16 protein-coding genes are annotated in these 13,007 nt (G+C 69.0%); 9 read left to right on the top strand and 7 right to left on the bottom strand.

Annotation, left to right across the window (positions count from 1 at the left end):
- Positions 1 to 144: 144 nt before the first annotated feature.
- The 3 genes from ACFWX1_RS33390 to ACFWX1_RS33380 are packed head-to-tail and all read left to right on the top strand — an operon-like array spanning position 145 to position 2,287.
- On the top strand, positions 145 to 1,152 hold the full coding sequence (locus tag ACFWX1_RS33390; RefSeq protein ID WP_378393760.1) for a class E sortase: 1,008 nt from the start codon (positions 145 to 147) through the stop codon (positions 1,150 to 1,152).
- Entirely contained in the window at positions 1,152 to 1,307 is a 156-nt protein-coding gene (locus ACFWX1_RS33385; RefSeq protein WP_378326047.1) for a hypothetical protein, read from the top strand. The genes ACFWX1_RS33390 and ACFWX1_RS33385 overlap by 1 nt, the downstream gene beginning before the upstream one ends.
- 59 nt (positions 1,308 to 1,366) lie before the next feature.
- The gene (locus ACFWX1_RS33380) at positions 1,367 to 2,287 is read left to right on the top strand and encodes an LLM class flavin-dependent oxidoreductase (protein ID WP_378393743.1); all 921 of its coding nucleotides are present in this window, start codon (positions 1,367 to 1,369) and stop codon (positions 2,285 to 2,287) included.
- On the opposite strand, the gene ACFWX1_RS33375 is transcribed toward ACFWX1_RS33380, so the two are convergent.
- The 3 genes from ACFWX1_RS33375 to ACFWX1_RS33365 form a co-directional block, all read right to left on the bottom strand.
- Positions 2,284 to 2,676: an SCO5389 family protein gene (locus tag ACFWX1_RS33375; protein WP_378339450.1), complete on the bottom strand. Its 393-nt coding sequence runs from the start codon at positions 2,674 to 2,676 to the stop codon at positions 2,284 to 2,286. The two genes, ACFWX1_RS33380 and ACFWX1_RS33375, sit on opposite strands and share 4 nt — an antisense overlap.
- Before the next feature lie 100 nt (positions 2,677 to 2,776).
- Entirely contained in the window at positions 2,777 to 3,511 is a 735-nt protein-coding gene (locus ACFWX1_RS33370; RefSeq protein WP_378393742.1) for an ABC transporter permease, read from the bottom strand.
- Between the two features lie 13 nt (positions 3,512 to 3,524).
- Positions 3,525 to 4,235 carry an ABC transporter ATP-binding protein gene (locus tag ACFWX1_RS33365; protein WP_378393741.1) on the bottom strand — a complete coding sequence of 237 codons (711 nt, stop codon included), beginning with the start codon at positions 4,233 to 4,235 and terminating at the stop codon, positions 3,525 to 3,527.
- Positions 4,236 to 4,389: 154 nt separating this feature from the next.
- On the opposite strand from ACFWX1_RS33365, the gene ACFWX1_RS33360 reads away from it, so the two are divergent.
- Complete coding sequence (locus ACFWX1_RS33360) at positions 4,390 to 6,228, top strand: histidine kinase (RefSeq protein ID WP_378393740.1); 1,839 nt, start codon at positions 4,390 to 4,392, stop codon at positions 6,226 to 6,228.
- Entirely contained in the window at positions 6,201 to 6,857 is a 657-nt protein-coding gene (locus tag ACFWX1_RS33355; protein WP_378393739.1) for a response regulator, read from the top strand. The genes ACFWX1_RS33360 and ACFWX1_RS33355 overlap by 28 nt, the downstream gene beginning before the upstream one ends.
- Here the strand turns inward: ACFWX1_RS33355 and ACFWX1_RS33350 are convergent, their stop codons facing one another.
- On the bottom strand, positions 6,858 to 7,772 hold the full coding sequence (locus ACFWX1_RS33350) for a YncE family protein (RefSeq protein ID WP_378393738.1): 915 nt from the start codon (positions 7,770 to 7,772) through the stop codon (positions 6,858 to 6,860).
- 75 nt (positions 7,773 to 7,847) lie between these two features.
- Between ACFWX1_RS33350 and ACFWX1_RS33345 the strand changes: the two genes are divergently transcribed.
- Complete coding sequence (locus tag ACFWX1_RS33345) at positions 7,848 to 8,708, top strand: LysR family transcriptional regulator (RefSeq protein ID WP_378393737.1); 861 nt, start codon at positions 7,848 to 7,850, stop codon at positions 8,706 to 8,708.
- A gap of 4 nt (positions 8,709 to 8,712) precedes the next feature.
- On the opposite strand, the gene ACFWX1_RS33340 is transcribed toward ACFWX1_RS33345, so the two are convergent.
- Positions 8,713 to 10,059, bottom strand: coding sequence for an FAD-dependent oxidoreductase (locus ACFWX1_RS33340; protein ID WP_378393736.1), 1,347 nt, complete (start codon positions 10,057 to 10,059; stop codon positions 8,713 to 8,715).
- An 84-nt stretch (positions 10,060 to 10,143) separates the two neighbouring features.
- Here ACFWX1_RS33340 and ACFWX1_RS33335 point away from each other — a divergent pair, with 84 nt between their 5' ends.
- A complete protein-coding gene (locus ACFWX1_RS33335) occupies positions 10,144 to 10,788 on the top strand; it encodes an aminodeoxychorismate/anthranilate synthase component II (protein ID WP_378393735.1) in 645 nt (214 codons plus the stop codon).
- A 10-nt stretch (positions 10,789 to 10,798) separates the two neighbouring features.
- Here the strand turns inward: ACFWX1_RS33335 and ACFWX1_RS33330 are convergent, their stop codons facing one another.
- Positions 10,799 to 11,215: a TA system VapC family ribonuclease toxin gene (locus ACFWX1_RS33330; RefSeq protein WP_378393734.1), complete on the bottom strand. Its 417-nt coding sequence runs from the start codon at positions 11,213 to 11,215 to the stop codon at positions 10,799 to 10,801.
- Positions 11,212 to 11,439, bottom strand: a complete 228-nt coding sequence (locus ACFWX1_RS33325) for an antitoxin (protein ID WP_378393733.1) — start codon at positions 11,437 to 11,439, stop codon at positions 11,212 to 11,214. The genes ACFWX1_RS33330 and ACFWX1_RS33325 overlap by 4 nt, the downstream gene beginning before the upstream one ends.
- A 98-nt stretch (positions 11,440 to 11,537) precedes the next feature.
- Here ACFWX1_RS33325 and ACFWX1_RS33320 point away from each other — a divergent pair, with 98 nt between their 5' ends.
- Positions 11,538 to 12,341: an ATP-binding cassette domain-containing protein gene (locus ACFWX1_RS33320; RefSeq protein ID WP_378393759.1), complete on the top strand. Its 804-nt coding sequence runs from the start codon at positions 11,538 to 11,540 to the stop codon at positions 12,339 to 12,341.
- On the top strand, positions 12,338 to 13,007 hold a 670-nt coding region (locus tag ACFWX1_RS33315; protein WP_378393758.1), incomplete at its 3' end, for a hypothetical protein. The genes ACFWX1_RS33320 and ACFWX1_RS33315, both read left to right, overlap by 4 nt.

Genomic DNA, 13,007 nt, shown 5'->3' with positions numbered 1-13,007 from the left:
GCAGGTTTCGGCGCACGCCGGAGAGGAGCTTGTGTGGCCACGCACGAGGGGCCGGGCGACCGGCGGCAGTACTCCGGCGATCCGGATGGTGCGTACCGGCCGCGGCCGGGCCGTGGTCAGGGCGGCGAGCGCCCCCGCCAGCCGATGCCGGGGCAGCCCGGTGAGCGGCCCCGCCCGCCGGCGTCGCGGCAGCCCGGTGGTCCGCCGCCGCGCAGACCCCGGCCGCCCGCCGACAGGCGTCGGTACACCGGCCCGGACGTCTCGAACGAAGAGACCGTCGTCTTCGAGCCCGTCGGGAAGCCGGGCACCGCGACGAAGACCAAGGAGAAGCCGCCACCGCCGCCGCTCGGCAAGGGCGGCGTCGCGGTCCGGACCGTGGGTGAACTCCTCATCACCGCGGGCCTGGTCGTGCTGTTGTTCATGGTCTACGAGCTGTACGTGACCGACTTGTTCTCCGCGGAGAAGCAGGCCGCGGCGTCCAACACGCTCGACGGCGACTGGGCCAAGGACCGCACCCTGCACCCCGAGCTCGTCGACGGCAAGGCGTTCGCGCGCATCCACATCCCGAGCTTCGGCGCCGACTTCAACTTCACCATCCAGGAAGGCACCAGCGACGCCGCGCTCGAGGTCGGCCCCGGGCACTACAAGGGCACCGCGCTGCCGGGCGAGCCCGGCAACTTCGCCATCGCCGGGCACCGCGTCGGCAAGGGCGCGCCGTTCAACGACCTCGACAACCTGACCTCGTGCGACCAGATCGTCATCGAGACCCAGACCGACTTCTACCTCTACAAGGTCCTTCCGTACGAGGACGAGATGGCGAACTGGCCCTCGGGCAAGGGCGCCGACCCGAAGTGCAAGGGCGTCGGGACCCTGCGGGACGCGAAGGCGTCCAACGGCGGCCCGTACGGCAAGACGTTCGGCCGCAAGGTCGTCCTGCCCACCCAGGGCGAGGCGGTCAACCCGGTGCCGTACATGCCCGCCGACACCCTGCCGCCCGCGGAGGAGGCCGCGCTGCTCACGCTCACCACCTGCCATCCGCAGTTCTCCGCGCGCGAACGGCTCATCATCACCTCGGTCCTCACCCAGCAGGTGCCGAAGACCCAGGTCAAGGACTACACCGACCTCATGAAGAAGCTCGGGGAGGGCCGCTGATGTACGGCTGGATCTGGCGACACCTGCCTGGCCCCTTCGCGGTCAAGCTCCTGACCGCGGTGGTGTTGCTGGCGGGAATCCTCGCGCTGCTCATGTTCGTCGTCTTCCCTTGGCTCGAACCCCGCCTGTGGTTCAACAACGTCTCGGTCCACTAGCTCCGCGGTTCGGCGTCTTCCTCGTCTCCGGGCGGTTTCCCGGACAACGGGACGGGGATGTGCTGCGGCGGTCGGTGGCGGCCGCCGTGGCCGCCGAGCGGGCCGGGTTCGACGACGTCTGGTTCGCCGAGCACCACTTCATGCCCTACGGCGTGTGCCCGTCGGCGATCACGCTCGCGGCGCACGTGCTGGGCCGGACGTCGCGGATCGACGTCGGTACCGCGGTGAGTGTCCTGTCCACGGCGCATCCGGTCGCGCTGGCCGAGCAGTGGGCGATGCTCGACGCGGTCTCCGGTGGACGGCTGTGGCTCGGCCTCGGCCGCGGCGGGCCCTGGCAGGACCTGGAGGTGTTCGGCGCCGGCCTCGACCGGTTCGAGAGCGGGTTCGCCGAATCGCTCGATCTGCTGCTCGCGGCGATGACGCGCGAGACCGTGAGTGCGGACGGCAAGCACTTCGCGTTCCGAGACGTGCCGATGACCCCGCGCCCGGAACGTCGCCCGCGGGTCGTCGTGGCTTGTGGTGGCGCGGAATCCGATGCCGTGCGGCTGGCCGCGGAGCGCGGCGTGCCGCTGCTGCTCGGGATGCAGGACGGAGACGACGAGAAGGCCGAGACGGTGGCGGCGTACGGCCGCGTCGATGTCGGCCATGTGTCCACGGTGGTGTGCCAGGTGGGGGACGACGCGTCCGACGTCGTCCGCGCCGCGCTTCCGGGCTGGCTGAAAGACGGGCTCGCCGCGCACGTCCGTTTCGACGGGCAGCCGCGGAAGATGCGGGATCCGGGCGAGTACACGGAGCACCTCTGCGCGATTCACCCCATCGGCGACGCCGGGTACTGCGTGGATCGGCTGCGGACGAGCCTCCGGCGCACCGGCGTCTCCCACGTGATCATGTTCGTGGAGGCGTCCGGTACGCCGGAGGGTACGTACGAGAACATTGCGCGGATCGGTGCCGAAGTGCTGCCCGCGCTACGGAACCACTAGCAGTCCCGCAGTTCCGGGCTCTGGTTGAGCAGCTGGCCACGCGGTGAGACGAACGCGCGATAGCGGTCACTGTCCACTTGCGACGTCTTGAACACGGCGACGCGGTGGCAGTTCTGGAACGCCAGCTTCACGCCGAAGTGCCGTTCCAGGCCGCCACGGATGGCGTCCGACGCCAGCGCGCGCAGCAGTTGACCGCGTTCGGCCTCGCTCGGCGGTGGGGTCTCGTTGTCGGCGAACCCGTCCGCGGCGCCCTCGGCCTCGGCGATGACGCCGGTGATGACCTCCCAGGCGTACGGCAGGGATTCCCGGACACAGGCGACGAACTCGGCGTCGTCGACCTCCCCGCGTTCGGCCTTCTCGAGCAGTGCGGGCGACACATCCAGAGACATCGAACCTCCAAGGTGAACTGGGCCGTACTCCTGGCTACTCGTCCGCGGCCGGGCCCACAAGAGAAAACGATCATCATCACCACTTTGGCGGAGACCCCGGTCACTCCCAGCGAAACACCTTCGCCGCCAGCGCGGTGCCGCCGACCGCGAAGGCCGCCAGTACCGCCAGCTGCAGCGGCTGGACGCCGTTGCCGACCCACGCGTCCTGCAGCGGCTGCGCGCCCGGCGGGATGTAGTCGCTGATCCGCTGGAGCACCTGCGGCAGCAGCGGCCGCGGCAGGTAGACACCGCCGAAGAACATGATCGGGAAGAACGCGAGCAGCGCGATGACGTTCGCGCTCTTGCCGGTCCTGGCGATCGCCCCGGCGATCAGGCCGAGCGCGAACACCGAGACGATGCCCAGCAGCAACGTGATCGCGAACGTCAGCGGGTGCCGGGGCATCGGGACGTCGAACACGAGGTTCGACACCGCGAGCGTCACCGCGATGCCGGCGACCGCGACCGCGGCGTGCACCACCAGTTGCGCGCCGAGCAGGTTCGCCGGATGTGCCGGGGTGGTGGAAAGGCGGCGCAGGACGCCCTGCTCGCGATAGGTCGCGACGGCCGTCGGGATGGCTTGCAGTGCGAGCATCGCGATGCTGATGACGATGATCGACGGTACCCAGAGTTCGATGAACCGGTGCCCGCCGGTGACTTCGCTCGGTTTCGACATGCCGGGGATGAAGCCGACGCCGAGCAGGATCCCGGCGGGCAACAGCGTCCCGAACACCGCCCAGACCGGTGAGCGGAGGAAGAGTTTCGCCTCGGTGGCGGTGATCTTGACGAAGGTGCGCATGACGTCCTCCTGTTCAGCCGCGCCCGGTGAGGGTCACGAACGCGTCGTCCAAAGTGGATTTCTCAGTGGTGGCGCGAAGTTCGGCCGGGCTGCCGGTGGCGACGACGTGCCCGGCGTCGAAGATCGCGACGCGGTCGCAGAGCCGCTCGGCCTCGTCCATGAAGTGGGTGACCAGCAGGACGGTGACGCCGCTGTCGCGCACCGCCTCGACGAGTTGCCAGGTGTCGCGCCGCGCGTGCGGGTCGAGGCCGGTGGTGAGTTCGTCGAGCACGGCGACCTCGGGGTTGCCGATCAGCGCGAGCGCGATCGAGACGCGCTGTTTCTGGCCGCCGGAAAGCTTTCCGAAGTAGCTGTTCGCGTGGTCGGTGAGCGCGAGCCGGTCGAGCAGGACGTCGACGTCGGCGGGGTTCGGGTAGAAGGACGCGAAGAGCTCCAGCGCTTCGCGGACCTTGAGCTTCGCGGGCAGCGTGCTCTCCTGGAGTTGCGCGCCGAGACGCTGCCGCAGGGCGTCGCGCTCCTTCGCGGGGTCCAGTCCGAGGACGCGGATCGTGCCCGAGTCGGCGGTGCGCAGCCCCTGGAGACACTCGACGGTGGTGGTCTTCCCGGCGCCGTTGGTGCCGAGAATGCCGAAGATCTCGCCACGGTCGACGGTGAACGAAACGCCGTCGACCGCGACCCGGGAGCCGTAGCGCTTGGTGAGGCCGGTGACTTCGATGAGTGGCATGCGAACCACGCTAATTTCGCGCGCTCGCCCGCAGAATGCTGCTGAATCCCCAGCTCAGGTAGGGTTTTGCTGACGCGGGGGTGGGGCTGGGCCCACCCCGGTCCGGGGCCTGTTCCCACTGTGCGCCCGTGGTCCGATCGGCAAGACTGAGCGCATGACTCACTACGTGCGTTCGGTCGGCCGCGCCTTCGCGCTGGCCGGGCTCGCGCTGGTGAGCTGGCTCGACGTGCTGGCCGAGCTGCTCGCGTTCGGCCTGCTGTGCACAGGCCTGATCTTCTTCTACGCCCCGGCGTTGCTCTGGGCGCGAAGGCGGTCGGCGAAGACCAGGGAACTGGTCGCGCGCTGGTGCGGTATCGAGGTCGGATCGCCGTACCGGCCGGAGCCACCGGAGCCGGAGCCGGAACGTGACGGCTGGTACCGCGACGGCAACCAGCTCTACAAACGCGCGTGGTGGCTGCGCTGGATGCGGCGGTTCCACTGGGCCACCGACGATCCGGCCACCCGGCGCGAACTCGGCTGGCAGCTGGTGAACCCGCTGGTCGCCCTCGTGCTCCCGGTGGCGGCGGTGCTCTGCGGGCCGCGTGCGCTGCGCTGGTACGGCCAGTGGACGCGCCGCTGGCTCGGACCGCGTGCGGACGGCGGACCGGAGATCGGGGTCAAGCGGCGCGTGCTGCGCTGGGTGGGCGGGCGGTGCGAGTCGCTCGGGCACCAGATGGGGCTGTTCGTGCTGGCGGTGGTCCAGCTGGGATTCACGGTCTGGCCGATCGTGCTGCTGATCGGCGCGTACCCGGTGGCGGCGCCGATCGTGCTGCTGTCGCGCACCGTCACGAACACGCTGCGCCGGGAGGCCTGGAACTGGACCGGCGTCCGCATCGACCGGCCCTACCTGCCCGCCCCGTCGCTTCCGGTGCCCCGCCCCGACGGGCTGTTCCAGGTCGGCAAGCAGCTCTACGAAGAACCGTGGGAGCCGGTCCGGCTCGCGCGGATGCGCTGGGTCACGCGTGACCGCGCGACCTGGCGTGACCTGGCGAGCGGCTTGCTGAACGTGCCGGTCTTCCTGGTGCTGATGATCCCGACGGTCTCGGCGACCTTCTGGGGTTTCCTCGGCCTGCAGGCACTCTGGATCTGGCGGCCGATCGCGCAGGGCGCGAACTCGGTGTGGACCACGGACTGGTTCACGATGATCGGCCTGCCCTCGGCGACGACCACCCTCGACGCGCTGAAGCTGACCCCGGTCGCGCTGGTGTTCATGGTCGGCGGTCTGATCCCGGCGACCTGGTTGGCCCGGCAGCAGGCTCGCTTCGCCCGGCTTCTCCTCGGCCCGACGGAGGCTTCGCGGCTCGCCCAGCGTGTCGAACGGCTGAAGGAGACTCGCGCCGACGCGTCCGTCGCGCAGGCGGCGGAGCTGCGCCGGATCGAACGGGACCTGCACGACGGCGTCCAGGCCAGGCTGGTCGCGATGGGCATGAAGCTCGGCGCGGTCGAGATGTTGATCGACACCGAACCCGAGGCGGCGAAGAAACTGGCCGCCGAGCTGAGGGCGGCGTCGTCGGAGACACTGACCGAACTGCGGCTGCTCGTGCGCGGGATTCACCCGCCCGTGCTGTCCGAGCGGGGACTGGTCGACGCGGTGCGCGCGCTCGCGCTGGACAGCCCGTTGGACGTCGAGGTCACCGGCTCACTGGCCGGGCGGCTGGAGAAACCCGAAGAGGCGTGTGCGTACTTCGCGGTGTCCGAACTGCTGGGCAACGCGGCGAAACATGGCGAAGCACGCACGGTGTCGATCACGCTGGAACATCTCGACGGCTTGCTGCGGATCGTCGTCACCGATGACGGGAAGGGCGGCGCGGAAGCCGCCCGCGGGTCGGGGATTCGCGGGATCGAGCGCAGGCTGGGCGTGTTCGACGGTAGGTTTTCCCTGACCAGTCCCATCGGCGGACCGACAAAGGCGACCGTGGAGATCCCGTGCCGGCTCGACCTCGAACAGTCGTAGCGGAGGACCAGTACCTGCTCCGTGACGGCCTGACGCATCTGCTCGCGGCCCACGGGTTCGACGTCGTCGCGGCGGTCGGCTCCGGGCCGGAGCTGGACGCGGCGCTGCACGAACACCGGCCCGATGTGTCCATTGTGGATGTGCGGATGCCGCCGACGAACAGCGACGAAGGCCTCCAGGTGGCGCTCGCCGTCCGCCGTGACATCCCGGGATTGCCGATTCTCGTGCTCTCCCAGCATGTCGAGCAGCTCTACGCCCGCGAGCTGCTGGCGGACGGCGTCGGCGCGATCGGCTATCTGCTCAAGGACCGGGTGTTCAACGCCGAGCAGTTCATCGACGCGGTGCGCCGGGTCGCCGGCGGCGGCACGGTCATGGATCCGGAGGTGATCGCGAAACTGGTGGCGGGCAACAGCCGTGACCCGCTGGCCGTGCTCACCCCACGCGAACGCGAGGTGCTGGCGCTGATGGCCGAGGGCTGTTCGAACGCCGCGATCGCGGCGAGACTGCATTTCAGTGAAGGCGCGGTCGGCAAGCACACCGCGAACATCTTCGCGAAGCTCGGCATCGTCGCGTCCGACGACACCAACCGCCGTGTGCTCGCCGTCCTCGCGTACCTCGGCGCCGGGTGATCAGAGCAGGACCAGCTCGTGGGCGCCCGCGTCCATTTCCACGACGGTTTCGACCTGCCAGGTGTTCCGGTCGATGACCGACATACTGCTGTGGGTGTTGACGTAGACGCGGTCGGCGTCCGACGCGACGCCCAGCGGCGCCGCGCCCACCTCGATCGACCGTACGACGATTTCCCCGCTTCCGGGATCGACCACGCTCACCGAGCCCGCCTGGGGCTTGTCGTATTCCCACTGCCGGAAATGCGAAACCACGACCAGTCCGTCGTCCAGCACGTGCACGTTGTGCGGATTGGCCGGCAAGGTGACGTCGCGGATTTTCGTGTCCGTTTCGGTGTCGATGACGAACAGTAGCGGCGCGTGCCGGTCGCTGGCGTACAGAATCGAACCGTCGGCGCTGAGTTCGAGATCCTCGGACCCGGTCCGGGTCGGGATTCGTTTCAGCGGGCGGCGTTCGACGAGGTCGAGCACGGAGACGAACGGAACCTCCTTGTTGCCGGTGTACGCCTTGGTCGCCGTCGCGGCGAGCCAGTGCGGGCCGGGGACGTCGATCGGAATGTGGCCGATGGGCTCGAAGGTGTCGAGATTCAGGGTGAGCAGGCAGCCGCCGTGTGATTCGCAGACCACGTGCAGTTCGTCGCCCTGAATGGAAAGGTCATGCGGTCCGGCGTACGGCGAAATGTCGATGACCCTGGTGATCGTCCAGGTGGCCGGATCGATGACGACGATTTCCTCGCCATGGTCGCCGTGCTCGTCGTACCAGCCGTCGCGATAGGTGATCGTGACGTACAGCAGTTCGCGCTTCGTGTCGAAGGCGCACACATGCGGCTGGGGTGGGGTTTTGACGCGGGCGATTTCCTGAAAGCCGGCGTCGAGCGCGGTGACCGTCGAGGCCGCTTGATGACAACTGATGAACATGATTCTCACGCTATGCTCGCGACATAAGTGCGTCCAGAGCACATTTGACAACTCAAAGTTGCACGAGGTGGAACAGTGGATCTGAACCTGCTCACCGCTTTCGACGCGTTGCTGCGCGAGGGCAGCGTGACCGGTGCGGCCGAGCGGCTCGGCCTGTCCAAACCCGCGATGAGCCGGGCGCTGGGCAGGCTGCGGCGGGTGCTGCGGGATCCGGTGCTGACCAGGGCCGGGCGGGGCATGGTGCTCAGCCCGCTCGCGCTGGAGATGGCGCCCCGCGTGCACGCGCTCGTCGAGGAGGCCACCTCGCTGCTGAGCACCGGGCACGCCGTCGATCTGTCCACTTTGGAACGGACGTTCGCGGTGCGGGCCAACGAAACGCTCGTGGCGCACCTCGGCGGGCGATTGCTGGGGATGATCGCCGCGGAGGCACCGTCGGTGCGGCTGCGGTTCGTCGCCGAGGGGGACGAGGACGTGCGATCGCTGCGGGACGGCACCGTCGACCTGGATATCGGCGTCATCGGCGAGACGGGGCCCGAGATCCACGTCGAACCGCTGCTCCGCGACGACGTCGTGTTCGCGGTGCGGCCGGGACACCCGCTCACCCGCGGCGACGTCACGTGGAAGCGGCTCGCGGCGTTCCCGCACATCTCGATTTCCCGGCGGGGCCGGATCGGTGAGACGCCTGCCCAACACGGCGCGCAGGTGGTGGCGGTCGTCCCGGCGGCTCCCGCGGCGGTCTACCTGCTGCGGGATTCCGACGCCGTCGCGCTGATGTCGCGGCAGTTCGCCGGGAAGGCCGGGCTCGCGATCGTGGAGCCGCCGCAGCGGGTCCGGGCGCTGCCGATCTCACTGGCATGGCACCCGAGGCTCGACGCCGACCCGGCGCATCGCTGGCTGCGAGCCTGCGTGCGCCGCGTCTGTGAAGAACTTTCGTGAGTGGTCAGGAACGCGAGACGCGGAGCATCTCGTCGCGCTCCACGACCTTGACGCGTTCGCGGCCGTGCGGGGCGCCGAGGTCCTTCTCGTAGGCGTCGAGCTTGCCCCAGCCTTCCCAGGTGGTGAAGGCGATTCCGCGTTCGGCGAGGAAACCGAGGATCGCGTCCGGGGAGTCGTGCCGCGGCTCGGCGAGCGTGTCCGCGTCGGCCAGAAGACTCGCGATAGTCTCGGCCGCGTCGCCCTTGGTGTGCCCGATCAGCCCGACCGGCCCGCGCTTGATCCAGCCGGTGACGTAGACGCCGGGCACCTGATTCTCGTCGAGGTCCAGCACCCGCCCGGCCTGGTTCGGCACCACGCCGTTGACGTGGTCGAACGGGACCTCCGGCAGGTGCGAGGACAGGTAACCGACCGCGCGGTACACGGCCTGGACGTCCCAGTCGTGGAACTCGCCGGTGCCGCGGACGTTGCCGTTGCCGGTCAGCTCCGTGCGCTCGGTGCGCAGGCCGACGACCTTGCCGTCCTCGCCGAGCACCTCGGACGGCGAGTGGAAGAAGTGCAGATGCAGCCGCTTCGGGCGGTCGCCATGGTCGCGGATCGCCCACTCCTGCAGCGTCTTGACCACCATGTCGATCTGCTTCGACTCGCGCAGCGCGGCGATGCTGCCCTCGTCGAACTCGATGTCCTCGGGGTAGACGATGACCTCGACGTTCGGCGAGTGGTCGAGCTCGCGCAGCTCCAGCGGCGTGAACTTCGCCTGCGCCGGGCCGCGGCGGCCGAACACGTGGACGTCGGTGACCGGGCTGGCCTTGAGCCCCTCGTAGACGTTGTCCGGGATCTCGGTGGTGAGCAGTTCGTCCGCGGTCTTCGCCAGGATGCGCGCGACGTCGAGGGCGACGTTCCCGACGCCGAGCACCGCGACGCTCGTCGCGGTCAGCGGCCAGGTGCGGGGGACGTCGGGATGGCCGTCGTACCAGGACACGAAGTCGGCGGCGCCGTGGCTGCCGTCGAGGTCGATCCCCGGCAGGTCGAGCGCGCGGTCGGCCATCGCGCCGGTCGCGAAGATGACCGCGTCGTAGAACTCGCGCAGGTCGTCGAGCTTGATGTCGGTGCCGTAGTCGATGTTGCCCAGCAGCCGGATGTTCGGCTTGTCGAGCACCTTGTGCAGGGCGGTGACGATGCCCTTGATGCGCGGGTGATCGGGCGCGACGCCGTAGCGGATCAGCCCGAAGGGCGCCGGCATGCGCTCGAAGATGTCGACCGACACGTCGGCGTCGGACTTGTCGAGGATGTCGGCGGCGTAGATCCCAGCGGGACCCGCGCCGACCACGGCTACACGAAGAGAACGGCTCACATCTTCGAGGGTAAGTTAGGCTAGCCTAATTTTTAATGTGATCTGGCGTACGGTCCACCAGCTGGGAACGGTTAAGCTGGGCGCATGCGCGTACTCGTGGTCGACAACTACGACAGCTTCGTCTACAACCTCGTCCAGTACCTGGCGCAGCTCGGCGCCGACTGCACGGTGTGGCGCAACGACGTGGTCGACCTCGACAAGATCGGCGATTTCGACGCGGTACTCGTCTCTCCCGGCCCCGGTACTCCCGAACGTGCTGGTCAGAGCATGGACGTCGTTCGGAAGTGTGCCGAGACGCGAACCCCGATGCTCGGCGTCTGCCTCGGCCACCAGGCGCTCGGCGTGGTGTTCGGCGCGATCGTGGATCGCGCGCCGGAGCTGCTGCACGGCAAGACGAGTCAGGTCCGGCACCGCGGCGTCGGCGTCCTCGCGGGGTTGCCCGAGGAGTTCACCGCCACCCGGTACCACTCGCTGACCGTGCTGCCCGACACCATCCCGGGCGACGTGTTCGAGGTGACGGGCAGCACCGAGTCCGGGATCGTGATGGGCATGCGGCACCGCGAGCTGCCGCTGGAGGGCGTCCAGTTCCACCCCGAGTCCGTGCTCACCGAAGGCGGGCACCGGATGCTGGCGAACTGGATGGCCTCGGCCGGGCACCCGGTCCCGGACGCCACCGTGGACGAACTCGAACGCGCGACGAAGGCACTCCAGAAGGCCGCCGTCGCGTGACGTTCGGTGGTCAACGCGAAGGCTGAGCCGGGATGGTCGGTAGGAGATCAGCGATATCGGTGTGCAATTCGGCGAGGCCGTGGTCGAAGGTGACAAGGCGGCCACCATGCACTCGGGTGAGCTGCGCGAGGTAGGAGTCGGTTACCTGCCGATGACCGAGAACTCCGTTCAGCGGCACTTTGCTGTAGGTAATCGAGTCCGGCCAGAATTCGTGGCGCTCGCTCTCCTTCACCGCTTCGAGAATGGTCTGAGCATTACTCGCAGTCTGTCCTTCGCGGATCAGCAGTCGCAGCAGGCTTCCTTCGGTGCTGGGGCAAGTGGCGAAGTCGTCATCAGAACCGGCGAACCACTCCTCGGCTGCGGCATGGTGCACGTGATCGGCGACCACAAGGGCGATGAGCACGTTCGCGTCGAGCAACGTCGTCACTGATCATCCTCCAGCGAGCGCACGTCCTCCGTGGTGATGACCTTTCCGAGGCTTACGACCGGCAGGCCCGTCTTTGAACTCCGCGACGTCTCGGAAGGCCTGCCCTGTCCCAGACCACGACGCATGAGCTCGGCCACGATTTCGCTGAGTGAACGTGAGGTGTCGCGCGCGATCGACAGCGCCTGGCGGTGCAGGTCGTCCGGGAGGTCGACGGTCGTTCTCATCTCATCATCGTAGCACCAGTGCATCATGATGCAGAAGCGCTATGAGCTTCATGCTCGCGGGGCGGGGCTCGGGTAAGACTGGGGAAGTGACGGCAGAACTGATCCGGCTGGTGGGGGTCGGCAAGTGGTACGGCCGAGGCGAACCGGTGATCGAGGGCGTCGACCTCACCGTGCCGCGCGGCCGGGTCATCGGCATCCTCGGCACGAACGGCTCCGGTAAGTCCACGTTGCTGCGTATCCTCGCGGCACTTTCGCGGGAGAGTGCCGGTCGCGTCGTCGGGCGGCCGCGAGTCGGCTATCTTCCGGACCGGTTTCCGGCCGGACAGCGGATGAGCGCGCGGGCGTATCTCCGGCACATGGCGCGGATCCACGGGCTGGCCGATCTTTCGGTGATCGACCCGCTGCTGGACCGGCTGGCGCTGGTCGGGGGACCGCGTTCGCCGTTGCGGACCTTGTCGAAGGGCAACGCGCAGAAGGTCGGCCTCGCCCAGGCGGTGCTGGTCGATCCCGAGCTACTGATCCTCGACGAACCCTGGTCCGGTTTGGACGTCGAGGCGCATGCCGTGCTCGGCGAACTCGTCGCGGAGACGAAGGAACGCGGCGCGAGCGTCGTGTTCACCGATCATCGCGCGGCGGTGGTGCACGAGCACGCGGACGACGTCTATCGGATCGAACACGGCAGGCTGTCCGCCGTGACGTCCACAGTGGACACTTCGGTGACCACGCGGATCGTGTTGCACGGGACGGGTGGCGACCTCTCCGCGGAGCCGGGGGTGCGCGAGACCGTCACCGACGGGCCCAGAGTGGTGCTGACGGTGGAAGCCGAGCACGCGGACGCGGTGTTGTTGCGGGCGCTCAACGGCGGCTGGTCGGTGCGGGAGGTGGCGCCGTGCTCGCGATGACCCGGTACTACCTGGCGTTGCTGGCCCATTCGCAGCGGTACCTGCCCGCCGTGCTGGCGTACCTGGCGGTGAACGTCATCCTGTACTCCGACCCGAAGTCGCCGTTGATACCGCAGTACGGCGTCAGCGCGGGCGCACTGCTCGTGGTGTCCTGCTGGCTGACGATCGCCACGCTCGACATCGAAGATCCCGTGCAGCGGCTGATCACCTTCAGCCACGCGCGGCGGCTGCGCGCGGTGCTCGGCGGGGTGGTGCTGGCGGTGCTCGGCTGTGCGCTGGTGCTCGCTTGCGCGTCCGTGGCGTGGTCGATCGTCAAGTCCGGGCACGGACCGGTGCCGACGGTCGGGCTGGGGCTCGCGGCGCATCTGATCTGCGCGACGTTCGGGATCGCGATCGGGCTGCCGTGCTCCCGGCTGCTCGTGCCGCGCGTCGGCTGGACCGTGCTGGCCGCGGTCCTGGTGCTGGCCGCGGTGCTGCTGCTCAAATGGCTGCCGCTGGCGAATCCGCTGCTGCGTGCGATGACCAACGATCGCCCGCTGACCGGTCCCCTCGTACTCGCGGTGGTGATGGCGGCCGTGGTGGGGGGCGCCCGCCTCTTCTCACCGGGGGCCATGGGGGGGGCGCGCGGTCGCCCCCCCCGCCGCCCGCCCGTGCGGGCGTCTGTGT

It is taken from the genome of Amycolatopsis sp. NPDC059021 (genome assembly GCF_042739895.1).
GTDB lineage: Bacteria > Actinomycetota > Actinomycetes > Mycobacteriales > Pseudonocardiaceae > Amycolatopsis.
The sequence above is the reverse complement of the archived record's forward strand: the minus strand, read 5'-3'. Positions and strand labels throughout refer to the sequence as shown.

What these genes read in the sequence shown, in the direction of transcription:
- ACFWX1_RS33325 (WP_378393733.1), bottom strand. Translation starts at nt 11,439, where the DNA reads ATGAGAACGACCGTCGACCTCCCGGACGACCTGCACCGCCAGGCGCTG.
- ACFWX1_RS33350 (WP_378393738.1), bottom strand. Translation starts at nt 7,772, where the DNA reads ATGTTCATCAGTTGTCATCAAGCGGCCTCGACGGTCACCGCGCTCGAC.
- ACFWX1_RS33390 (WP_378393760.1), top strand. Translation starts at nt 145, where the DNA reads ATGCCGGGGCAGCCCGGTGAGCGGCCCCGCCCGCCGGCGTCGCGGCAG.
- ACFWX1_RS33365 (WP_378393741.1), bottom strand. Translation starts at nt 4,235, where the DNA reads ATGCCACTCATCGAAGTCACCGGCCTCACCAAGCGCTACGGCTCCCGG.
- ACFWX1_RS33360 (WP_378393740.1), top strand. Translation starts at nt 4,390, where the DNA reads ATGACTCACTACGTGCGTTCGGTCGGCCGCGCCTTCGCGCTGGCCGGG.
- ACFWX1_RS33370 (WP_378393742.1), bottom strand. Translation starts at nt 3,511, where the DNA reads ATGCGCACCTTCGTCAAGATCACCGCCACCGAGGCGAAACTCTTCCTC.
- ACFWX1_RS33375 (WP_378339450.1), bottom strand. Translation starts at nt 2,676, where the DNA reads ATGTCTCTGGATGTGTCGCCCGCACTGCTCGAGAAGGCCGAACGCGGG.
- ACFWX1_RS33385 (WP_378326047.1), top strand. Translation starts at nt 1,152, where the DNA reads ATGTACGGCTGGATCTGGCGACACCTGCCTGGCCCCTTCGCGGTCAAG.
- ACFWX1_RS33335 (WP_378393735.1), top strand. Translation starts at nt 10,144, where the DNA reads ATGCGCGTACTCGTGGTCGACAACTACGACAGCTTCGTCTACAACCTC.